At 40.0% G+C, this 23,522-nt stretch carries 24 protein-coding genes and 1 pseudogene; 6 read left to right on the top strand and 19 right to left on the bottom strand.

Features of this window, described 5'->3' with window-relative positions; translation table 11 throughout:
• Positions 1-173 (bottom strand): annotated as a pseudogene (locus tag LU635_RS03640) (A/G-specific adenine glycosylase); the annotation flags it as partial.
• A 141-nt stretch (positions 174-314) separates the two neighbouring features.
• On the opposite strand from LU635_RS03640, the gene LU635_RS03635 reads away from it, so the two are divergent.
• From LU635_RS03635 to LU635_RS03620, 4 genes are all read left to right on the top strand, one after another.
• Positions 315-605: an HU family DNA-binding protein gene (locus LU635_RS03635; RefSeq protein WP_131393714.1), complete on the top strand. Its 291-nt coding sequence runs from the start codon at positions 315-317 to the stop codon at positions 603-605.
• Between the two features lie 325 nt (positions 606-930).
• Complete coding sequence (locus tag LU635_RS03630; RefSeq protein ID WP_240096277.1) at positions 931-2,475, top strand: Rne/Rng family ribonuclease; 1,545 nt, start codon at positions 931-933, stop codon at positions 2,473-2,475.
• Between the two features lie 116 nt (positions 2,476-2,591).
• Complete coding sequence (locus LU635_RS03625) at positions 2,592-2,792, top strand: hypothetical protein (protein ID WP_240096276.1); 201 nt, start codon at positions 2,592-2,594, stop codon at positions 2,790-2,792.
• Positions 2,782-3,258: a regulatory protein RecX gene (locus LU635_RS03620; protein WP_240096274.1), complete on the top strand. Its 477-nt coding sequence runs from the start codon at positions 2,782-2,784 to the stop codon at positions 3,256-3,258. Before LU635_RS03625 ends, LU635_RS03620 begins: the two co-directional genes overlap by 11 nt.
• Here the strand turns inward: LU635_RS03620 and LU635_RS03615 are convergent.
• From LU635_RS03615 to LU635_RS03580, 8 genes are all read right to left on the bottom strand, one after another.
• Positions 3,248-4,129 (bottom strand): cupin-like domain-containing protein, encoded by an 882-nt coding sequence (locus tag LU635_RS03615; RefSeq protein WP_240096272.1) that lies wholly within the window; start codon positions 4,127-4,129, stop codon positions 3,248-3,250. The genes LU635_RS03620 and LU635_RS03615 overlap by 11 nt on opposite strands.
• A complete protein-coding gene (locus LU635_RS03610) occupies positions 4,129-4,998 on the bottom strand; it encodes a cupin-like domain-containing protein (RefSeq protein WP_240096270.1) in 870 nt (289 codons plus the stop codon). The genes LU635_RS03615 and LU635_RS03610 overlap by 1 nt, the downstream gene beginning before the upstream one ends.
• Positions 4,999-5,015: 17 nt before the next feature.
• Positions 5,016-6,107, bottom strand: coding sequence for a biotin synthase BioB (gene bioB, locus LU635_RS03605; RefSeq protein ID WP_240096268.1), 1,092 nt, complete (start codon positions 6,105-6,107; stop codon positions 5,016-5,018).
• A 78-nt stretch (positions 6,108-6,185) separates the two neighbouring features.
• On the bottom strand, positions 6,186-7,340 hold the full coding sequence (locus tag LU635_RS03600) for a beta-ketoacyl synthase N-terminal-like domain-containing protein (protein WP_240096267.1): 1,155 nt from the start codon (positions 7,338-7,340) through the stop codon (positions 6,186-6,188).
• 54 nt (positions 7,341-7,394) lie between these two features.
• The gene (locus LU635_RS03595) at positions 7,395-8,000 is read right to left on the bottom strand and encodes an SET domain-containing protein (protein WP_240096265.1); all 606 of its coding nucleotides are present in this window, start codon (positions 7,998-8,000) and stop codon (positions 7,395-7,397) included.
• A 76-nt stretch (positions 8,001-8,076) separates the two neighbouring features.
• Positions 8,077-9,366 (bottom strand): adenosylmethionine--8-amino-7-oxononanoate transaminase, encoded by a 1,290-nt coding sequence (gene bioA / locus LU635_RS03590; protein WP_240096263.1) that lies wholly within the window; start codon positions 9,364-9,366, stop codon positions 8,077-8,079.
• Positions 9,354-9,977 (bottom strand): dethiobiotin synthase, encoded by a 624-nt coding sequence (gene bioD, locus LU635_RS03585; protein WP_240096262.1) that lies wholly within the window; start codon positions 9,975-9,977, stop codon positions 9,354-9,356. Before bioD ends, bioA begins: the two co-directional genes overlap by 13 nt.
• Position 9,978: 1 nt before the next feature.
• Positions 9,979-11,130, bottom strand: coding sequence for an aminotransferase class I/II-fold pyridoxal phosphate-dependent enzyme (locus LU635_RS03580; protein ID WP_240096260.1), 1,152 nt, complete (start codon positions 11,128-11,130; stop codon positions 9,979-9,981).
• Between the two features lie 32 nt (positions 11,131-11,162).
• Between LU635_RS03580 and LU635_RS03575 the strand changes: the two genes are divergently transcribed.
• A complete protein-coding gene (locus LU635_RS03575) occupies positions 11,163-11,603 on the top strand; it encodes an MgtC/SapB family protein (protein ID WP_240096258.1) in 441 nt (146 codons plus the stop codon).
• Here LU635_RS03575 and mnhG read toward each other — a convergent pair.
• From mnhG to LU635_RS03540, 7 genes are read right to left on the bottom strand one after another with little or no spacing between them, the layout of a single operon-like run.
• Complete coding sequence (gene mnhG / locus LU635_RS03570) at positions 11,600-12,019, bottom strand: monovalent cation/H(+) antiporter subunit G (RefSeq protein WP_341482112.1); 420 nt, start codon at positions 12,017-12,019, stop codon at positions 11,600-11,602. The two genes, LU635_RS03575 and mnhG, sit on opposite strands and share 4 nt — an antisense overlap.
• Positions 12,016-12,288, bottom strand: a complete 273-nt coding sequence (locus LU635_RS03565; RefSeq protein ID WP_240096256.1) for a cation:proton antiporter — start codon at positions 12,286-12,288, stop codon at positions 12,016-12,018. The genes mnhG and LU635_RS03565 overlap by 4 nt, the downstream gene beginning before the upstream one ends.
• Entirely contained in the window at positions 12,285-12,761 is a 477-nt protein-coding gene (locus LU635_RS03560; protein WP_240096254.1) for a Na+/H+ antiporter subunit E, read from the bottom strand. The genes LU635_RS03565 and LU635_RS03560 overlap by 4 nt, the downstream gene beginning before the upstream one ends.
• A gap of 6 nt (positions 12,762-12,767) precedes the next feature.
• Positions 12,768-14,282, bottom strand: a complete 1,515-nt coding sequence (locus LU635_RS03555; protein WP_240096251.1) for a proton-conducting transporter transmembrane domain-containing protein — start codon at positions 14,280-14,282, stop codon at positions 12,768-12,770.
• A complete protein-coding gene (locus tag LU635_RS03550) occupies positions 14,279-14,632 on the bottom strand; it encodes a Na+/H+ antiporter subunit C (RefSeq protein WP_240096249.1) in 354 nt (117 codons plus the stop codon). Before LU635_RS03550 ends, LU635_RS03555 begins: the two co-directional genes overlap by 4 nt.
• A 1-nt stretch (position 14,633) precedes the next feature.
• Positions 14,634-15,050: a Na+/H+ antiporter subunit B gene (locus LU635_RS03545; protein WP_240096248.1), complete on the bottom strand. Its 417-nt coding sequence runs from the start codon at positions 15,048-15,050 to the stop codon at positions 14,634-14,636.
• Between the two features lie 11 nt (positions 15,051-15,061).
• Positions 15,062-17,383, bottom strand: coding sequence for a putative monovalent cation/H+ antiporter subunit A (locus LU635_RS03540; RefSeq protein ID WP_240096247.1), 2,322 nt, complete (start codon positions 17,381-17,383; stop codon positions 15,062-15,064).
• Positions 17,384-17,586: 203 nt separating this feature from the next.
• Here LU635_RS03540 and LU635_RS03535 point away from each other — a divergent pair, with 203 nt between their 5' ends.
• Complete coding sequence (locus LU635_RS03535; RefSeq protein ID WP_240096246.1) at positions 17,587-19,359, top strand: M61 family metallopeptidase; 1,773 nt, start codon at positions 17,587-17,589, stop codon at positions 19,357-19,359.
• 160 nt (positions 19,360-19,519) lie between these two features.
• Here LU635_RS03535 and LU635_RS03530 read toward each other — a convergent pair whose 3' ends face one another.
• The 3 genes from LU635_RS03530 to glmS form a co-directional block, all read right to left on the bottom strand.
• Positions 19,520-19,810 (bottom strand): F0F1 ATP synthase subunit delta/epsilon, encoded by a 291-nt coding sequence (locus LU635_RS03530; RefSeq protein WP_240096245.1) that lies wholly within the window; start codon positions 19,808-19,810, stop codon positions 19,520-19,522.
• Between the two features lie 82 nt (positions 19,811-19,892).
• The gene (atpD, locus tag LU635_RS03525; RefSeq protein ID WP_240096244.1) at positions 19,893-21,404 is read right to left on the bottom strand and encodes a F0F1 ATP synthase subunit beta; all 1,512 of its coding nucleotides are present in this window, start codon (positions 21,402-21,404) and stop codon (positions 19,893-19,895) included.
• Positions 21,405-21,673: 269 nt separating this feature from the next.
• A complete protein-coding gene (glmS, locus tag LU635_RS03520; RefSeq protein WP_240096242.1) occupies positions 21,674-23,521 on the bottom strand; it encodes a glutamine--fructose-6-phosphate transaminase (isomerizing) in 1,848 nt (615 codons plus the stop codon).
• Position 23,522 lies beyond the last annotated feature (1 nt).

The raw sequence follows: 23,522 nt of genomic DNA, 5'->3' as shown, positions 1-23,522 counted from the left end.
ACGCTTGGATAGGCTTTAATAAACTTATTATAATAAGGTAATCCCTGCTCGATTCGCGTTTGCTGAAGCATGATTTCGCTGAGCCAGATTTGGTACGGTTCATGAGTATCTCTCCATGGAAGATCACGCTTATTTTGCAAATACCAAATTGTCAGTCTATTGGAAAAATCCATAGTTTAAAGTGAATATTCGCAATAATAAGAGTTTATTCCGTTATTATTAGTGAATTAGGTTTGAAATATTGTAGATTTAATTCTTATATTTGCCCCCTTGAAAAATAGAAACCCCAATTATAAAATTTAAATAGTACGAAAATGACTAAAGCAGATATCGTAGCAAACATTTCGGAGAAATTAGGAATGGAAAAAGGAGACGTTCAGGCTACTATTGAATCTTTCATGGATGAAGTTAAAAATTCACTTGAAAGTGGAGATAACGTGTACCTTCGCGGCTTCGGAAGCTTTGTGGTGAAAACCAGAGCTGAAAAAACCGGTAGAAACATTTCTAAGAACACTACCATCAAAATTCCTGCTCACAACATTCCGGCATTTAAACCAGCAAAGATCTTTGTTGAAGGAGTAAAATCGAATGTTGAAGTAAAATAATTGGATCCTCCCGTACTTTTCGGGAGGTATCTAAAGAAGTAATTATTAATTTAAATGACATTTCACTATGCCAAGTGGTAAGAAAAGAAAAAGACATAAGGTGGCCACGCACAAGCGTAAGAAAAGAAGAAGAGCTAATCGCCACAAGAAAAAGTAGTGTGACAACTACTTTTTTTATTTAATTTAAATCGTTCTTTGAAATCGAAACCCCCGACAGGAATTCATATGTCGATGAGGTTTCTTCAGGATTCAAAACCTGTGAAAAAATAATGTTTAATCCATCTGTGTCTGTATTCATACAGATATGGATATAAAATCTGGAAGTGTGGACAAAGAATTAATTATCAGGTCCGAACCTTCTGCTGTAGATTTTGCCTTATTAAAAGATGGAAAACTTGTTGAACTTAACAAGGAAGAAGACAGTAACAAATTCAATGTTGGAGATATTTATATCGCCAAAATAAGAAAAGCTGTTCCCGGGTTAAATGCCGCATTTGTAAATGTAGGCTACGAAAAAGATGGTTTTTTACACTATCATGATCTGGGTCCCCAGGTTTCTTCATTATTAAAGTTCATAAAACGTGTAAGCACAGGTAAACTCAAAGATTATTCTTTAAAGAATTTTCCTTTTGAAAAGGATATAGACAAAAACGGCTCTATTGCCGATGTCTTAAAATCAAACCAGTCGCTACTGGTTCAAATCGTTAAAGAACCAATCTCTACAAAAGGCCCCAGGATAAGCTCAGAGCTTTCACTGCCTGGCCGTTATATTGTACTTGTTCCTTTTTCCAACCGTATTTCGGTTTCTCAGAAGATCGAGAGCAAAGATGAAAAGGAACGCTTAAAGAGACTGGTAAAGAGCATTAGGCCCAAAGGTTTTGGGGTTATTGTAAGAACCGTAGCACAAGGCAAAAAAGTAGCAGAACTGGACAGAGATCTTCAAAACTTGATGGATCGCTGGACAGCCATGTGTAAAAAACTGTATAAACCGCATCATCCTTCTAAAGTACTGGGAGAATTGAACAGGGCTTCTTCCCTGTTAAGAGACATTTTTAATGACTCCTTTACTTCCATTGTTGTAGACGATGAAACGCTTTATACTCAAATCAAAGATTATTTGAGCGAAATTGCTCCAGAAAAAGAATCAATCGTAAAATTGCATCAATCCAACCAGCCCATTTTTGAAAAATTTGGTATCGAAAGACAAATCAAAACTTCCTTTGGGCGCACCGTATCCATGAGTAAAGGCGCCTACCTGGTAATAGAGCATACAGAAGCCATGCACGTTATTGACGTGAATAGCGGAAACCGCTCCAATAAATCCAAAAACCAGGAAGATACCGCACTTGAGGTGAATCTTATAAGCGCTACAGAACTTGCCCGACAGTTACGTCTACGTGACATGGGAGGCATCATCGTAGTCGACTTTATAGATATGAATAAAGCCGAAAACCGAAAGACGCTTTATGATCACCTTAGAAAAGAAATGAGTGATGACAGGGCAAAACATAAGATTTTGCCACCTAGTAAATTCGGATTGGTTCAAATAACGAGACAGCGCGTAAGGCCAGAAATGAACATCAAAACCCGTGAGGAAAATCCTAACGGCAGCGATGGAGAGGTCGAGGCACCAATTAGTTTGGTGAACAAGATCAAAGTGGACCTTGAAAAACTGATCAAGAAAAAAGAACATAAAAAGATCACGCTGAGCGCTCATCCATTTATTGCCGCCTTTTTAACCAAAGGCTTTCCATCTCCCCGATCTAAGTGGTTTGTAGACCACAAACGTTGGGTGAAAATTTTACCTCGAGATGCTTACACGTATTTAGAGTACCACTTTCACGATAAAGACGGGAAAGTGATCAAATAAATAAAAACGCCTTCAAGCAATTGTAAGGCGTTTTTTTATGTCCTGATTTTAGCTGAAGCTTTAAATTATTCAGCCTAAAATCAACCTCATATTATTCAAAATTTTATATTCGAATAATGAGAAAATATTCTATCCTTATAAGTATTCTTACACTTATCTTCGGTTTCACATTTTATAGCGATACCGTCTCCATAACTATTTATGACACTAATTATATTATAGCAGCAGAAGTTATCTGCTTTGCGATCTGGTTGATTTTCATGATAGTCTTCCAGCTTATTAATTTGAAAAGATATTTTTCAAGAAATGAAGCATGATCAAAAATCTTATACTGTTGAAGAAGCACTGCAAAAACTCATGCATTTTTGCGCATACAGAGACAGGTCACAAAAGGAAGTAGAAGATAAACTTAACGGAATGAGAATGATCCCCGAAGCCAAGGAAAAGATCATCATCTCCCTTATGCAGGATGGATTTTTGAATGAGGAACGCTTTGCCCGTAGTTTTGTTCGCGGGAAATTCAGAATTAAAAAATGGGGAAGAATTAAGATCACTCAGGAACTTAAAAAAAGGGAGATCTCACGACCAGTTATAAAACTGGGCCTTTCAGAAATCAATGAAACGGAATATAGAAATACCCTGTACGATCTGGCTGAAAAGAAATCAGAAAAGATCAACGAATCCAACCCTTTTAAAAAGAAGAAAAAACTGGCAGACCACCTTCTTCGAAAAGGCTATGAAACATCGCTGGTATTTGACTGCGTAAATGAAATCACAGGCTGACATCATGCTTCTTATGAGTGCGCTTCAGTGCCTGCTCATTCTTATAATCTATCCACTTCTGCCCCCGAAGTTTTCTCATATAATTATCAAAATGACGCATAAAAACAAGATTATATACAGCTTTTGAAAAGTTAGTAAGCGTGCGCGGTGTTGCCCTAAGACTCATAGAGAATCCTGCTGTAAGGTAAGTCATTTGATGCCAGTAACCTTCAGGCATATAAAGGGTCTCGCCGTGATTAAGTTCGGTTATATATCCCTTCGCCTTCTTTAAGACCGGAAATTTCTCGTAATCGGGATTATTAAAATCAATATCTTCCCTGGAAATCAGAGCATGAGGCACCTTATAAAGGTGTTTGCTTTCAGAAGGAGGAAACAAAATACACTGTTTTTTTCCGTGAAAATGGAAATGCAGAATATTAGCATAATCGATATCGTAATGCATAAACACAGTGGACTTCTCCCCACCAAAAAAAAGCATGGGTAACTGCTTTAAAAATCTCAAGCCTATATCGGGAAATTTAAAATCCTGCTGAAGATCCGGTACCTCCTTCATCAAATGATAGAGGAAAATCCGGTAGTTCGTAGGTTTAGATTGCAGAAGATCAATGTAGTCTGCCATTTTCATCTCTGTATGGGGTTCATTGAACTTATACTTTGAAGAGATAGGGCGGTCATCATAGAGAGGAACGGTTTTGTCTCCGGCAATTTTTTTTATATAATCAAGATTCCATTTCTCATACGCAGGCCAGTCCTCAATAAGCCTTTCTATAACCACGGGTTTTTGTTTCTGAACATACTCCCTTTGAAAATCCTCTTTCGAGATAGTTTTCACCCTTGGTATTGCCTTTAGTTTCATCTTATCCTTCTTCATTACTCTATACCTGCATTTCTATGGGTCCTCTTTATTGCGACCCTGTTCTTATAATCTATCCATTTCTGTCCACGGATCTTCCGCATTAGATTATCATAATTCCGAACAAATAACAGATTATTAAGTACTTCTGCAATCTTTTTCGGGGATTTAGGGAGTGATCTTAAAGTTAATGATAAACTAGGAGTCTCATATTTTATAAAATGCCACCAAGAAGACGGTATATATAAAGTTTCCCCGTGCCTGAGCCTTGTTTCAAAACCCCTGGCCCTGGCAAGGGCAGGAAATTTTTCAAGGTCCGGATCATCCATATCTATGATCTCCATGCTCACAATAGAATAAGGCACCTTATAAAGGAGCCCCGTCTGATCCGGAGGATAAAGGATCACCTTCTTTTCTCCAACAAAATTAAAATGGAAATTATTGGCAAGATCCATGTCGTAATGCATCACCACTTTGGCTCCTTCTCCACCAACAAACAGAACAGGCAACTTCCGGAAGAATTTCACTCCAAGATCGGGATATTCAAAATCATCAACCAGCTCCGGACAATTCTGAAGAATATTAAAAAAGAACATCCTTAGGTCCGTAGGTCCTTTTTGGAGGATATCAATATATTCCTTAAAAGGTACTTTCATGGCGGGGCCGTGAGAATTCTCCCTTCCCTTTGCAGGCTTCCCATCATAAAGTGGCACTATGATATCACCAGCCTTTTCCCTGAAATAATCAAAATCCCATTTTTTATAAGCCGGCCAGTTCTCGGTAAGATCTTCTAATACCACCGGTTTCCTGGGAATAAAATATTCATTCAGAAACTCTTCTTTTGAAAGATTTCTGCGTCTTGGAATATTTTGAAGATCCAGTTCCAATTTTGAAAAATTAAAAACTAAGCCTTTGTTTTAGCCTTCTCCTGGGCCTGAAGATTCCTGTCTATCTCATGACCAGGTCTTGTCCATTTTGGTTTTTCCCCTTTACTTTGGTATTTTGAATTTTCAGCGTCCACACTTTCCGGCTGGGCTTTTTTCTCAAATGCTTTCTGTGGATTCAGGCCAAGCATTTTAAACATTTCCATATCCTCATTCACATCAGGATTTGGTGTGGTAAGCAGCTTATCTCCCGCAAATATGGAATTTGCTCCTGCAAAGAAACACATCGCCTGTCCTTCCCTGCTCATTTGTGTTCTTCCTGCCGATAGTCTCACCTGCGTCTCTGGCATCACTATTCTTGTAGTTGCGACCATTCTTATCATTTCCCAGATCGGCACCGGCTCCTGCTCTTCCAATGGTGTACCTTCCACAGGCACCAAAGCATTAATTGGCACAGATTCCGGCTGAGGATTTAAGGTGGAAAGAGCCACCAGCATTCCGGCTCGATCTGCTTCATTTTCTCCCATTCCAATAATCCCCCCGCTACAAACGGTAACATTGGTTTTTCTAACATTACCAATAGTATCCAGTCTATCCTGATAACCACGGGTGGAAATAACTTCCTTATAATATTCTTCTGAAGAATCCAGGTTATGGTTATAAGCATACAGACCAGCTTCAGCCAGCCTTTGCGCCTGATTCTCGGTAATCATACCCAAAGTACAGCAAACCTCCATATCAAGTTTATTGATGGTTCTTACCATTTCAAGCACATTGTCAAACTCTTCTCCATCCCTCACATTTCTCCAGGCTGCTCCCATACACACCCGGGAACTTCCGGCCGACTTTGCCCTAAGGGCTTGTGCCTTTACCTGGCTAACACTCATCAGATCGTTTCCTTCCAGATCTGTATGATAACGTGCCGCCTGTGGGCAGTAACCACAGTCTTCAGGGCAACCTCCTGTTTTAATAGAAAGCAGTGTCGAAACCTGCACAGTGTTAGGGTCGTGATGTTGACGATGAACGGTGGCTGCTTCATAAAGCAACTCCATAAAAGGTTTATTATATATCTCTAGAATCTCTTCTTTAGTCCAATCGTGTCTTAGTGCCATAAAATCAATTTGTATTCAAAAATAACGAAAACTCAGGTTTATTAAGGCCTGCTTTCTGAAGATTTATAAACGGGGAAACTAACAATCCTTCCCAATAATTATCGAGACGGCATTTCCGCCGAATCCCACAGAATTTACAAGGATATTTTCAAGTTTTTCAGGCTGCCTCCGGAACTTTGAAAATGGTACGGCTAAAAACTCCTGATGTTTCATCATCATAATTGCCATTTCCAGACTTAAAATTCCCGAGGCTGCAAAACTATGCCCTGTTTTCCATTTATTACTTGTTAGTGCAGGTAATTTTTCTCCAAACACCTCCTTTACTGCGTTCACCTCGGCAAGATCACCGCCAATTGTACCGGGCGCATGCATTACTACGGCATCAATTTCCTTCTGATCTATATCTGTCATCGCCATTTTCATGGATTTCTGAAGACATTTCCCATTTTTGGATAGAGATGCTCCATGCTTCAGTTTTTCGTTTGCGAATCCAATACCTTTAATAAAGGCCAGTGGATTTTCAACTTCTTCATTGGTTAATGAAACTATCCCTGAAGCTTCGCCCAGGATCATGGTATTTTTTTCCTTTTCCATATGAAGTGATCTGCACGGATATTTTTGATTTTCAAGCGCATAGATTTTCATCGCCTTCATCTGAGCGATTGTAAACCCGGTTAGGGGAGCTTCACTTCCTCCTGCCAGAAAATTTTTTGCCATTCCGCTCTGAATCCAGGCAATGGCATTTAAAATAGAATGCATCCCTGTAGAACAGGTGATACTATGCGAAAACTCGGGCCCTTCAATTTGAAGGTCCTGTGCTACCCACGATGAGATATTACCCAGAGTGGTAGATGGAGAAGTATAGGAGGAAGTTTTACCGGTTTCCATATATTCAGAATGGTATTTCTCAAACAGACCGGTAGCGCCACGACTACTTCCTAAATTAATCCCTGTTCCGTAAGAAAATCCGGAATGTCTGGCCAGACGCCTTGCCGCCAGAATCGCATAAAGTACCGACTTATCAAGATTTCTGTATTTTGAATTTTCATTTCGTAATTCCTCCGACTCTTTTTGCAGGTATTCCGGCAGAAAACCAGCAAGGGCCGGACTGCCGTCAAAATCAGCTTCCTTAAAAAAATGCTCTTCAGATTTGTAATTATTCCAGATATCAGCCGGGTCACTGCCCAGTGGAGAGATAGTTCCAATTGAATTTATGGAAACGGGATTTTTCAAAAGCCTAAATTTTTTAAAGGCAAAAATAAGGCTGAAATAATCCCTGGCTAAATTTCAGCTATTAATTTCTGCCTTTTCAGGATTAAAATACAAATAGCGGGTGGAAAGCAACTTCTTTTTACCACTTGCCACCTCCTCAATTTCTTTTTCAACCTCGTCAGTTAACAATTCCAGCAAAGGCTGATCCCTTTCAATAATTAAAGGAAAGACTTCTTTAATAGCTTCATCCCAGACCTTATAATATTTCAGTGCATCATCGGGTTCCACGATCTTGCGTTCACCACCCTCATCCTGCGGCATAAAAGGTTCTGAAAGGTTTAGATAGCCATAATCATCGGTAAGCTCCTCCCCCTCATTAATATCCCTGATCGCAATTTCAAAATTATAGGCGGTAGAGAGGCAATTGGAGTTGAAACTATGGTTTATATATTTCGCGATATCCCAGCAAACAATATGTTCCCCCAGGTTGTTACGAAAACTGAACTTTTCAAGCAATTCTTTCGTGAGAGGTTTAAACCCGGAAGGCTCATCCGGTTGGAAAACGATATCCATCTCATCCTGAACCCAAGTAATGGTTCCCTTTGGGATAAATTTCGTAGCTACCACCCCAAATCCCTTTTCCTTATTTATCCATTTAAGCTGCGTATCCGGATGTATCATAATTTATAGATTAACCTATCTAAATTAGATAAAAATCGAATCCAAAAATTAAAAATTTTGACTGATACGAGAAATTTTAAAATGCTGTTAATGCATCCTCAATAACTCCATATACTTTCTGCAGCTCATCTTCGCTTATCGTATATGGCGGAACTATATAAATGGTGTTTCCTAGAGGCCGTAAAAACACTCCCTTTTCCATAAAGAATTTGAAAAGCTCATTTCGCAAACTTCCATACCTATCGGTTTGCACATCCAGTTCAAAGGCCATGATCACTCCTTTGGAACGTGCATTTTTCAGCTTAGGACTGGACTTCAGTTTTTTGACAAATTCGTTATTTGACTTCGAGATCCTGCTTATACTATTTTGAATTTCTTCAGAAACAAGGAGTTCCACGGCGGCGAGAGCTGCCGAACAGGCCAGAGGATTAGCCGTATAGGTATGACCATGAAAGAGCCCTTTCGCGATCTCATCAGAATAGAAAGCATCATAAACCTTCTGGCTGCAAGAGGTAAGTCCCATAGGAAGCAACCCGGCGGTAAGGGCCTTGGACATACAGATCACATCGGGTTTTTCATCTACATAATCTGAGGCAAAATATTTTCCGGTCTTTCCAAATCCGGTCATCACCTCATCGGCAACAAGGATGATATCGTTCTTCCTGCATATTTTAAGGATCTCATTCAAGGCTTCGGGATCGTGGAATTTCATGGCTGCGGCACCCTGAATAAGAGGCTCATAAATGAATCCGGCGATATTGTGTTTAGAAATAAGAGCCTTCAAAGTCGAGATCACTTCCTCATTGTTCTCCCCGTTAGGAACAGGAATTCTTTCCACCCTTATAAAATGATCCTCAAAAGCACCATTATAAACAGATAATCCTGAAACCGACATTGCCCCGAAGGTATCCCCGTGAAAGCCTTCTTCAAATGCCAGCATCACCTTGCGGTCGTTACCAATATTATAATGATACTGCAAAGCCATTTTGATTCCTATTTCGGTGGCTGTAGACCCGTTGTCGTTAAAGAAAAGTTTTTGCTGGCCCTGAGGCAGGATCTTTATCAGGGCTTCAGAAAGCTCTATTGCAGGCTTATGGGTGAATCCGCTGAAAACCACCTGATCCAGATTCTGCATCTGTTTCGCAACCCTGCTTGTAATAAAACTGTTGCAATGACCGTAAACCGCTGTATACCATGAGGAGATAGCATCTATATACTCATTTCCATGCTCATCTGTAAGGATACTCCCTTTAGCACTGACTATGGGCAGCATATCCGGAGAGATCTTATGCTGGGTAAGCGGATGCCACAAATATTTTTTATCTCTCTTTGAAAGGCTTTCGGTTGCTGTTCTTATATCTCGCATAATTTCTTTCTGAATTTTTCAGCGTATTCATTCACTACCATTTCATCAAAATATGGTTCTTCCTCTATCCGCCCTATTATCTCAACATTTGACATTTTCCTGATTATATCCTCGGTAGAGGGATTTTCATTCCCACTAAAAATGATCCCAATTTTCTCAATTCCGCGTTTCTTAAGCGCCTCAATACTTAATAAAGTATGATTGATACTTCCCAAATAGTGCCTTGAAACCAGAATGACTATATAATCCTGGGAAATGAGATCAAGAATGGTCTCTTTATCGTTAAGCGGAACCAGTAACCCTCCTGCTCCTTCAATTACCAGATCCTTTTCGATATTAGGTGGTTTGATATTGCTGACCTTAATTTTCACTCCATCGATCTTCGCAGCGGCATGTGGACTCATAGGAGTATTAAGCGCATAAGAATTATCATGAAAAACGGTCTCTTCGTTCTTCACCAGCCGGCGAAGCTTATGAGTATCTGAATTATCCAGATCCCCGGCCTGCACAGGTTTCCAGTAATCTGCTTTTAAGGCTTGGGTTACAATTGCCGCCACTACTGTTTTACCTACTTCGGTTCCAATTCCCGTAATAAAGTATTTTCTGGCCATATCAGGATTTTGTCACAAAATTAGCCAGTAGTTTCAAGACCTCCGAAATTTCAGCCGGGGAATTATAACTATGGATACAAAATCTCAATCTTTCCTTTCCTTCAGGCACCGTAGGTGATAATATTGGTTTAACATTAAAACCTCTTTCATATAACTGAGCAGCTATCTTTTTCACTTCAGAATTTCCGCTAACGATACAGCTTTGGATCGCTGACTGACTTTCAATAAATAGATCCTGAAGGCCATTTTTAATGATTTCAGATCTAAAATGGCTGATATTCCCCCGAAGTTCATTCAGGAAAGAGCGATCACTTTCCAAAAACCGATAAGCCGAGAATATGGAAGCTATAGAATGCGGCGATAAAGCAGTAGTATAGATAAAACTTCTAGAAAAATTCACGAGATAATCCATCAGTTGCCCGCTTCCCAGAATTGCAGCACCGTGACAACCCATTGCCTTTCCAAAAGTATGTATCCGGGCAAAGATCCCACTTTCCAGGCCCAGCTGTTGCACCATACCTTCTCCTTTTTTTCCAACAACCCCGGTAGCATGAGCTTCATCGATAATCAGATTAAAATTGAATTCCCCGGCTATTTCAACCAATGCTTTCAGGTCTGGCGAATCTCCATCCATAGAGAAAACAGATTCGGTCACCACATAGATCTCAGAGTTCTCATCCATTGAAAGTCTCTCAATTCTGTTTTTTAGATCCTCGAGATCATTATGCTGAAATTTATAATTCCTGGCAAGACTCATTTTTAACCCGTCCCGAATGGAAGCATGTGAGAACTCATCATAAAAGATCACATCGTTCTTTTGCGGAACTGCTGAAAAGAATCCAACATTCGCATCATAACCCGAATTAAATATCAAAGCAGACTGAGAATTATGAAAACTGGCGAGCATATTTTCAGTTCTGTTGAAAAACTGATGGTTACCGGAAAGCAATCGCGAACCTGTAGAACCATTCAAAAGTTTGGAAGTCTCCAGTATTCTCGCGGTATTTTCATAAATCTTTTTTGATTTAGAAAGCCCCAGATAGTCATTAGAGAAGAAGTCCACTCCAGTTATACCGAAAGATAATTGCCGAAAAGAGTTCTCATCTTTCCTTTTCTGAAGTCTTTTCTCTAAATTTAGTGGAAGCTTTTTCATTTCACAAAAATAAACAATCGTAAAGATTATATATGGACTGGACTATATTTGCCCTTAGAGTGGGGCTCGCCACTTCAGCTGGACTTATAATAGGCCTGGAACGGGAAACCCAGGGCAAACAAGCTGGGCTAAAAACCAATGCATTGGTGGCACTGGGAGCGAGTATCTTCATTTTGATGTCCCTGAATTTTGAAGGAGATGAATACGTTGATATTACTCGTGTATTAGGACAGGTGGTGGTAGGAATAGGGTTTATAGGAGCCGGTACTATCTTACAAAAAGGAAAGCAGGTCAAAGGGCTAACCACAGCAGCAACAATATGGTGTAGCGCGGCTTCCGGATGCCTGGCAGGATACGGACTTTATAAAGAGCTTGCGATTGTAAGTGGAGTAATCCTAACCATAAACCTTGTTTTTGGATATATCGAGGATAAAATGATCAAGAAAAAGAAGAGGGAAAGAAATCTGGATTAATCGAAATTCTCTTCTTCATCATTTTTGGTATGATCAATATTATCTTCGGGAGTATCATCTACGATACTCTTAAGAACATGTGTGTTCTTCTGATATTTTCCACGAAGATCATCCATCACCGATTTATCCCATAGTTTGATCCCTATAAAATAAGAAGCCCTTCCAATCAGGTGGGCACTAACCGGTGCCGTAAGGAAAATGAACAAAATGATCACGAAGGCCTGTGAAGTCACATCGGCATTGCTGAAATATACCGTAGTAGCCATTAAGACAAGCCCCACCCCTAATGTGGCAGCCTTGGTAGTTACTGAGATCCTTAGATAGGTATCTGGCATCCTTATTAACCCGATCGCCGCAAAAAGAACGAAAAGGGCTCCAAATGTTGCCAAAGTTCCAATTATTATATCTATCATCATTTCTTCCTCCTTTTTTCCAGGTAATATGAAAGTGCCACGGTACTTAAAAATGCAATAAGAGCAAGGATAAGAGCTGCATCCATCAGGGTGGAATGATTATAGATGATACTATAAACGGCTATAATACCTATCCCCGTAGTGATCAAAAGATCCAGCGAAATCACTTTATCGGCAATGCTTGGGCCTTTGATAAAACGCCAAAAAATGAGCACTGCTGAAATCACCAGTACCGGCAGAATTACATAATATAAATAATCAAATAACGTCATGAAAATACCTCCAAAATTCTGCGTTCAAAACCATCTTTAATTCCTTTAATGAATTTCTCCCGGTCCTTAATATACATAGCATGAACAAAAAGAACCTTTTTATCATTGGAAACATCTATACTTAAAGTTCCCGGTGTAAGGGAGATCATATTAGCCAGTACCGTGATAGCGATATCAGACTTTACATCCAGAGGCACCATAATAATCCCGGGAGTCATGTTGAGCCGGGGTGTGATCACTTCATAGGCCACTTCGAGATTCGCTTTAATCAATTCATAAAGGAAGAACAATAAAAGCAAAATGGTCTTGGGAACAATAAGAAAATACTTGCTGCGACCCCGTCCCACCGTAATAAGCCAGAGAATATGAAAGTTCAGGAAGAATCCAAACAGGTAATTTTCAAATGAAAAATCTCCTGTTAGAGCCACCCAGACAAAGGTTAATAATATGTTTGAAAGAAATTTATTCTTCATCTTCCCTTATTTCTTCAAATTTAAAACGGTATCTATATAGCCCTGATTATTCATGAGTTCATCTGCAATTCTTGCAGAAAGCTCCTGGATATGCTCAGCACCAAAACCAATATACAAAGATATAATACTAAGCAGAGCAACAGGTGCCAGAAATTGCAATCTCTTATAGGTTTTCATCTTACTGAAATAGCCAAAATTCTTTCTAAAAGGCAATTCCTTTCCATCTTTCCAGAACACTTCAGCCCATAGTTTTGCAATGATCACCAAGGTAATAAAACTCGCAAAGATTATGGCTCCTACGGTTATATACGAGCCACCACTAAACCCGGCTTTGATCAGGTTTATCTTAGGCCAGAATCCTGACAATGGCGGGATTCCTACAAGGGAAAACAAGGGAATAAACAAAAGCAAACTGATCCTTGGCCATTTTGCATAAATTCCTCCCAGATCCCTCATACTGTTAGTACCCTTTAATCGATAGACTACCCCACTCAGCATAAACAGATTTGTCTTCACGATTATATCATGTATAAGATAGAATACCGCTCCCGCAATAGCAACTTCAGTAAACATCCCAAGACCTGCTATCATATATCCTATATGACATATGATGAGATAAGAAAATACCTTTCTAATATTATTCTGCACCAGCGCACCTATTCCTCCACTTACAAGGGTGAGTATCGCTATAACCATTAAAATCTTATCAAGGAATGGATCTCCGACAAATATCAAGGTAAAGACCCTTAAAAGTGCATATACTCCCACTTTAGTAAGCAACCCTCCAAAGATTGCCGAAACGGCAAAAGGAGGCGTATGGTAAGAAGCAGGTAACCAGAAATATAACGGAAATACCCCCGCCTTTATTCCAAAGCCAATCAGGAATAAAATCCCTGTTATTTCTACCAGCCCTCTGTTCTCTATCTCTGCAATCTTTCCGGCCAGATCGGCCATATTAAGGCTTCCCGTCAAACCGTAGAGTACAGCTATTGCAGTAAGGAAGATCATGGAGGCTAGTATATTCAGCGTAAAATATTTTACAGCTCCTTCCAGCTGGGCTTTTTCTCCACCAATCGTGATCAGCACAAAAGAACTTATGATGATAATTTCAAACCATACATAAAGGTTGAAGATATCCCCCGTTAGAAAAGCCCCGTTAAGCCCCAGCAATAAAAAATGAAAAATAGGGAAGTAACCGAATCTCAGCCTATCCCTTAAAACAGATCCTGCCGAAAAAACTGAGACAGCGAGTCCGGATATAGCAGTTAAAAGAACAAGGGTTGCAGAGAGTGTATCGGCGACAAAGGTGATCCCAAAAGGTGCTTCCCAGTTTCCTGCCTGTATTGTTTGGGTACCAGAGGTCCAGATATAATAGAACAGCCATCCGGCAAGTCCTACACTCAGGATGCTACCAAAAATGCTAAATATCTTTTGAAAACCTATCCTGTACCAGGCAAATAGTAAGATTACACCTATGGCAATCTGAAGGAAAAGGGGATATAAAATAATTTGTTGTGTCATGAATCTTCGTCGGTTGCGTTCATTTCATCAAGGTCGTCTGTCCTCACTACTGTATGGGCCCTTTTTACCAGAACAATGGCAAAAGACTGAAGACCAAAACTTATTACAATCGCCGTTAAAATAAGGGCCTGCGGAACAGGATCGGCAAAGGCCTCAGAGAACACCTTCGCGTCTCCGGGAATGATTGGTGGAGCTCCTTTGGTGATTCTTCCCAGAAAAAATATAAGAAGATTTGCTCCATTACCGAGCAGTATTATCCCGATAATGAGTTTTACCAGACTTCGCCGCAACATCATATATATGCCAGCAGCATATAAAACCCCGATCATTATTGCTAAAAGTATCTCCATATCAGGCTGACTCTGAGATTGTAAAAATTATAGTTAGGGTCACTCCCACTACCACGAAATACACTCCAATGTCAAAAAACAGGGCTGAGCCAATGTTTCCAAGGATCGCCACGGGATCATGAGACCAGAGACCTGTCATAAAAGGCAGGTCAAATAACGCCACAGGAGCAAGTCCGCTTAAAAAAGAGATGGAAAGACCAAAGGGTATCAGAAAACCAGGATGCATCAATAAGATATCCTTGGTCTTTTTCAATCCGTTAGCAAAAGAATGCAGAATAAAGGCAATAGAAGCTATGAGGCCTCCAACAAAACCTCCACCGGGCAAATAATGCCCGCGAAGCAGAATAAATATGGAAAACAGCAATAGTACCGGTAACAGGTAATTGGAGGCTGTTTTTAATATTATAGTTGTTCGCATAATTCTTATTTCTATCTATCCTCGTATCGTTTTCTATCTGCCATTTTAAGCCTTAACTTCATAAGTCCGAAAACTCCAACTGCGGCAATGGACAGTACCGATATCTCAATAAGTGTATCAGCTCCCCGGAAGTCGACGAGAATAACATTCACCACATTCTTCCCATGGGCTTCAAGGTAGGCATTCTGGGCATAAAAGTTTCCTATATCCTTATTTACCGGCTCCGCAATAACCTGTAAGGCCAGAGTTGCGATAAGCAGACCAAAAATTGAGGATAGGATACCATCCCGTAACCTTGTTTTATAATCTGAGAGTTTCAGATATTTTGGCAGTTTATATAGTACAAGTACAAAAAGGATGACCGTCAAAGTATCTATAGAGAACTGGGTCATCGCGAGATCGGGAGCACTATAGAATATAAAAATCAAACAGATAGCCAGACCAACTACTCCCATTGCCACCACTGCCGCAAGTCTGGATTGGGTAAATACAGTGTAAAATATACCTGCAATCAGAATAAGAGTGGCAGTGATCTCATATACCGTGATCCTGGATAATGAATGATAATCTATCACAAACCTGGTGTTTCCAAACATTATATAACCTATCAGAACAACAAGGAACAGGATAATAATTGAAATGTAGTTCCTTAAATAACCATTTTGAAAAAAATCTGTCCAGAAATTTGAAATACTTACGAATATCCTGTTGAATTTCTCAAGGATTGATTCCGGTGAAATAGATTCAAATCTGGCTACAGCTGTTTCAAGTTTTTCTGAAGGTTTTACCACAAAATAGAGCGCAATACCAACGCCTATGGTAATAAGGCTTAAAATAAATACCATATTAAAACCATGCCACAAGGCCAGATGGACTTCGCTAGCATCAGCTCCCATGGCTTCTACCACCGGTTTTATTATAGGAGAATCTATAATGAAAGGTGCCACACCAAATACAAGCCCAAGCAGGGCCAATAATAAAGGTGGGGTCCACAGAACAAAATCCGGCATTTTTACATTTGTATGCTCCTCTGGCAATTTACCCGTAAAAGGTTTTATTCCGGCCACAAACCCGGCATATAAAAGGAATATTTTGGTAAGTACAATTGCTATCATCAGCAGGATGACCAAAGTCTCAGAATGGAGCGAAGCTTCATAAGTAAGCTCCTTCCCAACGAATCCAATAGTTGGCGGTATCCCTGCACTGGAAATAGCTGCCAGGATCCCGGCGATCCCTACCGGCAACATTACTTTATTAAGTCCTGCCAGTTTTGTCACATTTCTGGTATGGGTCTGATGATCTATAATACCCGTAACAAGGAATAAAGTCGCTTTATATAGGGCATGAACTATTATAAAAACTGCCGCGGCAAGAAATGCTTCCCGAGTACCCAAACCTGTTAAAAAAACAAGTATCCCCAGAGCTGATATGGTAGAATAGGCCAGGATACCTTTAAGATCGGTTCTAAAAATAGTATGAATAGCAGAATAAAGCATCGTTATTCCACCTATTATCATCAAACTTGTATTCCAAAAATTCTCACCACCCAGTACAGGGGTGAACCTCATCAATAAATAAACACCCGCTTTCACCATCGTCGCAGAGTGGAGATAGGTTGAAACCGGTGTAGGCGCCTTCATCGCTCCTGGCAACCAGAAATGAAACGGGAATTGGGCTGATTTGGTAAAAGCTGCTCCAAATATCAGAAGTACGACAGCAATATAATATTCGTTCCCTCTAATAGCCTCACTCATGCTGAGCATCTCCGAAATACTGTAAGTCCCGGTAATATTATTTAGCAGAAGCGCTCCAGCTAAAAGCAACAAGCCACCAATACCCGTAATACCAAGGGCTGTCATAGCCGATTTTCTTGAGGCTGCACTCCTGTTATTGAATCCAATAAGGAAGAAAGAACTTATACTGGTTAGTTCCCAGAACACGAATAAGGTGATCATGTTATCAGAAAGAACAAGTCCCAGCATTGCGCCCATAAAGGACGCCAGATACCCATAAAAACGATCCAGGTATTCATGCCCCTTTAAATACGAAGAAGTGTAGAAGAACACCAAAAATCCAATTCCGGTGATCAAAAGCGTAAACAGTAAGGACAGCCCATCCAGTTTAAAACCAAGATCCACCCCGAAAGAGGGGATCCATTCATAGGACCGCATGATCACCTCACCATTCGAGACAGGTATTATGAATTGGAAAAAATAAATGAAAAGGCCTAAGGGAATTAAAGAAGACAGGATCGACAGCTTACCTTTAAAAAATTTCCCCGCGAAAACGAGAAAAATAGAAAATAGAAAACCTGTAAGAATTGCGGTAAGCATACTTAATTTAAATCTGTTTCCCGCAAATATAATAGTTATTATTGAAGATTCTTGATTAGAAAAACACTTACTACCAATAATAGTGTAGAGAGATAAAAGAAAGTACTCAAAAGACCTTAATTAAAGTATACCTAAATCTAAAATTGGCCTGGGCCATATGTCACACAATATTTTTACTTTAGAGCTCATTTCAAAAATAAATTATGCGAACATTAGTTTTGTTGGGCTTGTTCATAAGTGCTTTAGCTACGGCCCAGACCAACACGTATCATATTTCTTTTGATAATGCAGACCATCACGAAGCGAAAGTCAACATCACTTTTCCTGAATTAAAGTCAAATTCAGTAATTGTTAGAATGAGTCGCACCTCGCCGGGACGCTATGCCTTACACGAATTCGCCAAGAATGTCTACGGCTTTAAAGCAACCAATAGCCAGGGAGAACCTCTAAAATTTGAAAGACCCGATCCTTATTCATGGAAAGTCAGCGATCACGACGGGACTATAAATATCGAATATATACTTTTTGCCAATCGTGGTGATGGAACCTATTCCCAGATAGATGAAACCCATGCCCACCTCAATATCCCCGCTACTTTCATGTATGCTGAAGAATTTGAACATAGACCTGTAACAGTAAATTTTGATGTAAGGGAAGACCTTAACTGGAAAGTCGCCACGCAGCTCAAAGAAGAATCGGGCACCACTTATTCGGCTCCGGATCTATATTATTTCATGGATAGCCCTACCGAAATCAGTGATTTTAATGTGAAAGAATTTGATCTTGACGGCCAGAGTATAAGATTTGTTTTACATCATGAAGGTACGGAAGAACAATTTTCTGAATATTTTGAGCAGGTGAAGCGTATTGTGGAACAGGAAAAGGCGGTTTACGGTGAATTACCTGAATTTGATTATGATGAATATACTTTTTTAGCCTGTTACATGCCAAATGTTTCCGGTGATGGAATGGAGCATCGCAACAGCACTATTCTAACCGATACAGAGAGCCTTGCAGAAGGGGGAATGAAAGGAAACATAGGTACCGTTGCTCATGAGTTCTTTCATGCATGGAACGTGGAGCGAATAAGACCTGATGAACTGGAGCCGTTTGACTTTGCCGAAGCCAACATGACCGGCTCGCTCTGGTTCGCAGAAGGTTTTACCAGTTATTATACCGGGCTAATGCTTTGCAGGGCAAACGTGATAAGCCCGGAGGACTATATAAAAGGCCTTTCAGGAACTTTCAATTATGTATGGAACTCTCCGGCTCTTCAGTATTTCAACCCCATTGAAATGAGCTACCAGGCACCTTTTGTTGATGCCGCCACTTCGGTTGATCCGGTAAACCGGGAAAACACCTTTGTTTCTTATTATTCTTACGGAAGTGTTCTTGGACTCGCCCTTGATCTTGCACTAAGACAACAGGGTTTGAATCTTGACGATTTCATGAAACTCATGTGGCTGAAATACGGAAAAACCGAGGTTGCTTATCAAATAGAAGATATTGAAGAAACATTAAAGGAATATGCGGGTGAAAAATTTGCAACTGAATTTTTCAGCAAGCATATCTACGACAGTAAAAGACCTGATTATCAAAAATTATTCGAATCGACAGGAATGAAACTGGCACAGGAAGAAGAAAAAGTCTATTTCGGAGCTTCCTTAAGAGCTACGGAAGACGGTCTGGAAATAGTGAGAAACACTTTTAAATCAAGTCCGGCCTATAAGGCAGGGCTGGACTCCGGAGATATCATCATTAGTATAGATGGAAATAAGGTGACCACACTGGAGGGTTTTAAATCTATTCTTGAAAACAACGAGAACGGAATTGTCAAGGTAGTTTTTAAAAGATTTGAAAATGAAAGGGAAACAGAGGTCAGTCTGGAAGCCGATCCTTCCTTCTCAATCAGTATAGACGAAAAAGCCTCGCAAGAAGCTTTGAAAAACAGAAAAAACTGGCTTGAAGCTAAATAGTTTAAAACCTCACAGGCTATAAAAACCTGTGAGGTCTATATTTTACAGAAAACTTCTATTAAATAAAAGCTGAAAGTTTCAGATAGTTTTTAAAATTATCAGGAAAAACAAAAAGGCCTTTCATTAGAAAGGCCTTTAATTTTATTCTTATGTCCCGAGGTTAATCGGCTAAGATTATAGCTTTATTGTCCTTAAGTTCAAGAACTCCTCCTTTAATAGTGTAATAAAGAACGCTTGCTTCCTTATCAGATTTGAAAGGACTTTCCTTGAATTTTATTTCATTCTGACTTCCGGAGGCAAGGTCTATCTTAACATCACCTTCAGTAAGAGTAGAAACAATTGGCGCGTGGTTGTTCAGCATCTGGAATTCACCATCGTGCCCGGGAACTTTTACTGCATCCACTTCAGCTCTAAAAACTACTGCTTCAGGAGTTACTATCTCTAAATACATATTTTTTTCAGTATTAAGTATTGAGTAGTGAGTAGTTAGCATTATTAAATCTCAATACTAACTACTCAATACTATATACTATTTATGATTCAGCAAGCATTTTCTCACCGGCCTCAATCGCTTCCTCTATAGTACCCTTAAGGTTGAAGGCAGCTTCCGGTAGATGATCTAACTCACCATCCATGATCATATTGAAACCTTTGATAGTTTCCTTAATATCTACAAGCACTCCCTTAAGACCAGTAAACTGCTCTGCAACGTGGAATGGCTGAGAAAGGAAACGCTGAACACGTCTTGCACGTGATACCGCTAACTTATCTTCTTCAGAAAGCTCTTCCATACCAAGGATGGCAATAATATCCTGAAGTTCTTTATATCTCTGTAGTAACTCTTTTACTCTCTGCGCACAATCATAATGCTCCTTACCTAAGATATCCGGAGTAAGAATTCTTGAAGTTGAATCAAGTGGATCCACCGCAGGGTAGATACCAAGCTCGGCAATCTTACGTGAAAGTACTGTTGTTGCATCAAGGTGAGCGAAAGTCGTTGCCGGCGCAGGGTCGGTCAAGTCATCAGCAGGTACATAAACTGCCTGTACAGAAGTAATAGAACCATTCTTAGTAGAAGTAATACGTTCCTGCATTGCACCCATCTCTGTTGCAAGTGTAGGCTGGTAACCTACCGCTGAAGGCATACGTCCAAGAAGTGCAGACACCTCAGAACCTGCCTGTGTGAAACGGAAAATGTTATCTACGAAGAAGAGAACGTCTTTCCCCTGACCTTCTCCAGCTCCATCACGGAAGAATTCCGCAATAGTAAGACCAGAAAGCGCCACACGAGCACGTGCTCCCGGAGGTTCGTTCATCTGTCCGAAAACGAAAGTCGCTTTCGATTCCTTCATTACTTTTTTATCTACTTTTTGAAGATCCCATCCACCTTCTTCCATTGAATGCATGAAATCATCACCGTATTTTATAATACCAGATTCCAACATCTCTCTAAGAAGGTCATTCCCTTCTCTGGTTCTCTCTCCAACTCCTGCAAATACAGAAAGTCCACCGTGACCTTTCGCGATGTTATTAATCAATTCCTGGATAAGCACTGTTTTACCAACTCCGGCACCACCAAACAGACCAATCTTACCACCTTTTGCATAAGGCTCGATAAGATCGATTACTTTGATCCCTGTAAAAAGTACTTCAGTAGACACAGATAAGTCTTCAAATTTTGGTGCTTCACGGTGAATTGGAAGTCCATCTTTCCCAGCTTTAGGAAGATTTCCTAAACCATCGATCGCATCTCCTACTACGTTAAATAATCGCCCGTAAATATCTTTACCAATTGGCATTTGAATGGGGTTTCCAGTAGAAAGAACTTCTACTCCACGGCTAAGACCGTCAGTAGAATCCATAGAGACTGTTCTTACAACATCCTCACCAATGTGGGACTGCACCTCAAGAACCAAAATAGAACCATCTTTTCTGGTAATTTCCAAAGAATCGTAGATCTTTGGCAGTTCAGCATTTTCTGAGTCGAACACAACGTCAACTACAGGACCAATAATCTGGGCAACTTTACCTGTGACTTTAGACATTTATCTAATTCTTTAATTTTTAATATGTAAAATTTCAAAAAACCTATTTCCCTGATTTAAAATTCCATAAAAAAGAAACAGGTTATTTTCAGGCTGCAAAGATAAATTTTTCTCGCAAAAAACATATTGAATTTTTGAGAAGTTTTACATGTTTCCCAATTCCGCTAAAAACCTGATTAAAAGCATCCAAAATTGTTTGGAAGAATGTATAAAAACAAAAATCTTCCTGATGCATCAGGAAGATTTTTATATAAATAATGCGTTATATTTTATTCTACAGTCACCGATTTCGCCAGGTTTCTAGGCTGATCTACATTCTTGCCAAGCATGACAGCTATATGATAAGAAAGTAATTGTAACGGAATCGTAGTTAAAAGCGGAGTAAGCGATTCTATGGTTTCCGGTACCTCGATCACGTAGTCGGCAAGTTCTCTTACCTCTTCGTCTCCTTTGGTAACCACCGCGATGATCTTTCCTTTTCTGGATTTGATCTCCTGAATGTTACTAACTACTTTTTCATAGTGCCCTTTTTTAGTTGCGATTACAACCACAGGCATCTGCTCATCAATCAATGCTATCGGGCCGTGCTTCATTTCAGCAGCAGGATATCCTTCAGCATGAATATAAGAGATCTCCTTTAATTTTAGAGCTCCTTCCAGCGCGACCGGAAAATTATATCCCCGTCCTAAATACAGGCAATTCGGAGCATCTTTATACTTAAAGGCAATTTCCTGAATCAGTTCATCAGACTTAAGGGCCTCTTTAACTTTTTCCGGAATTCTATCCATTTCCTGTAAATGGAACTGGAATTCGCTATTTGATATTGTTCCTTTAAATTTACCTAGCTTCAGAGCCATCAGGGTTAAAACTGTGATCTGAGTGGTAAAGGCTTTTGTTGAGGCCACCCCGATCTCCGGCCCAGCATGGGTATAGGCTCCGGCATGAGTTTCTCTTGAAATTGAAGAACCTACAACGTTACACACTCCAAAAGCAAAGGCTCCTTTTTCCTTGGCAAGCTTTATGGCAGCCATGGTATCGGCAGTTTCGCCACTCTGAGAGATGGCGATCACCACATCATTTTCTGTGATAACGGGATTCCTGTATCTGAATTCAGATGCATACTCTACCTCTACCGGAATTCTGGCAATATCTTCAAAAATATATTCAGCAACCAATCCGGCATGCCATGAAGTACCACAGGCGACAATAATAATACGTTTTGCGTTCGCAATACGCTCCATATTATCGTCAACTCCTGCCATTCTGATAATACCTTTATCTGCAAGCATTCTTCCACGATAAGTGTCACTTATAGCACTCGGTTGTTCATGGATCTCTTTCAGCATGAAATGCTCATAACCTCCCTTTTCGATCTGCTCAAGGTTCAACTGAAGTTCCTGGATATAAGGATCTACTAAAGAATCGTCCTTGATCTTTCTTACACGAACATCTTTATGTCTCCTAACCACTGCCATTTCTCCATCCTCAAGATAGATAGCATTATTAGTGAACTCAATAAAAGGTGATGCATCTGAAGCAACAAAGAATTCATCCTCTCCAACTCCAATTGCCAACGGACTTCCCAGTCTGGCCACCACGATCTCGTCTGGCTTGGTTTTATTAAAAACCGCGATCGCATATGCTCCTACGGTTTGATTGAGAGCGATCTGAACGGCTTTTCCCAGCTTCACACCTTCTTTCTTGATAACATCTTCAATAAGATTCACAAGAACTTCGGTATCTGTATCACTTTTAAAAGTATAACCTCTTTTCTTCAACTCTTTTTTAAGGGCATCGTAATTCTCAATAATACCATTATGGATAATTACAAGATCCCCTGAGTTAGAATAATGAGGGTGAGAGTTTACATCATTTGGTTCACCATGCGTTGCCCATCTTGTATGACCAATTCCCACTGTACCATTAGTAGAAATTTCACTTTCCAGTCTTGCCTTTAAATCGGCGACCTTTCCCTTGGTCTTGCTCATTTTAAGTTCTGAGCCATCAAACAAGGCTATTCCTGCACTGTCATAACCTCTATACTCCAGTCTCTGAAGACCTTTTAAAACTATGGGATAAGCTTCCCTATGTCCTATATATCCAACAATTCCACACATA

Source organism: Christiangramia crocea, assembly GCF_022410465.1.
Taxonomy (GTDB): Bacteria; Bacteroidota; Bacteroidia; order Flavobacteriales; family Flavobacteriaceae; genus Christiangramia; species Christiangramia crocea.
This window is presented reverse-complemented; position numbering and strand designations above follow the sequence as displayed.

Excerpts from the sequence above, each read along its gene's own strand:
- LU635_RS03635 (WP_131393714.1), top strand. The coding sequence starts at position 315 with ATGACTAAAGCAGATATCGTAGCAAACATTTCGGAGAAATTAGGAATG.
- LU635_RS03625 (WP_240096276.1), top strand. The coding sequence starts at position 2,592 with ATGAGAAAATATTCTATCCTTATAAGTATTCTTACACTTATCTTCGGT.
- LU635_RS03620 (WP_240096274.1), top strand. The coding sequence starts at position 2,782 with ATGAAGCATGATCAAAAATCTTATACTGTTGAAGAAGCACTGCAAAAA.
- LU635_RS03615 (WP_240096272.1), bottom strand. The coding sequence starts at position 4,129 with ATGAAGAAGGATAAGATGAAACTAAAGGCAATACCAAGGGTGAAAACT.
- bioB (WP_240096268.1), bottom strand. The coding sequence starts at position 6,107 with ATGGCACTAAGACACGATTGGACTAAAGAAGAGATTCTAGAGATATAT.
- LU635_RS03595 (WP_240096265.1), bottom strand. The coding sequence starts at position 8,000 with ATGATACATCCGGATACGCAGCTTAAATGGATAAATAAGGAAAAGGGA.
- bioA (WP_240096263.1), bottom strand. The coding sequence starts at position 9,366 with ATGCGAGATATAAGAACAGCAACCGAAAGCCTTTCAAAGAGAGATAAA.
- bioD (WP_240096262.1), bottom strand. The coding sequence starts at position 9,977 with ATGGCCAGAAAATACTTTATTACGGGAATTGGAACCGAAGTAGGTAAA.
- LU635_RS03580 (WP_240096260.1), bottom strand. The coding sequence starts at position 11,130 with ATGAAAAAGCTTCCACTAAATTTAGAGAAAAGACTTCAGAAAAGGAAA.
- LU635_RS03575 (WP_240096258.1), top strand. The coding sequence starts at position 11,163 with ATGGACTGGACTATATTTGCCCTTAGAGTGGGGCTCGCCACTTCAGCT.
- mnhG (WP_341482112.1), bottom strand. The coding sequence starts at position 12,019 with ATGATGATAGATATAATAATTGGAACTTTGGCAACATTTGGAGCCCTT.
- LU635_RS03565 (WP_240096256.1), bottom strand. The coding sequence starts at position 12,288 with ATGACGTTATTTGATTATTTATATTATGTAATTCTGCCGGTACTGGTG.
- LU635_RS03560 (WP_240096254.1), bottom strand. The coding sequence starts at position 12,761 with ATGAAGAATAAATTTCTTTCAAACATATTATTAACCTTTGTCTGGGTG.
- LU635_RS03555 (WP_240096251.1), bottom strand. The coding sequence starts at position 14,282 with ATGACACAACAAATTATTTTATATCCCCTTTTCCTTCAGATTGCCATA.
- LU635_RS03550 (WP_240096249.1), bottom strand. The coding sequence starts at position 14,632 with ATGGAGATACTTTTAGCAATAATGATCGGGGTTTTATATGCTGCTGGC.
- LU635_RS03545 (WP_240096248.1), bottom strand. The coding sequence starts at position 15,050 with ATGCGAACAACTATAATATTAAAAACAGCCTCCAATTACCTGTTACCG.
- LU635_RS03540 (WP_240096247.1), bottom strand. The coding sequence starts at position 17,383 with ATGCTTACCGCAATTCTTACAGGTTTTCTATTTTCTATTTTTCTCGTT.
- LU635_RS03535 (WP_240096246.1), top strand. The coding sequence starts at position 17,587 with ATGCGAACATTAGTTTTGTTGGGCTTGTTCATAAGTGCTTTAGCTACG.
- LU635_RS03530 (WP_240096245.1), bottom strand. The coding sequence starts at position 19,810 with ATGTATTTAGAGATAGTAACTCCTGAAGCAGTAGTTTTTAGAGCTGAA.
- atpD (WP_240096244.1), bottom strand. The coding sequence starts at position 21,404 with ATGTCTAAAGTCACAGGTAAAGTTGCCCAGATTATTGGTCCTGTAGTT.
- glmS (WP_240096242.1), bottom strand. The coding sequence starts at position 23,521 with ATGTGTGGAATTGTTGGATATATAGGACATAGGGAAGCTTATCCCATA.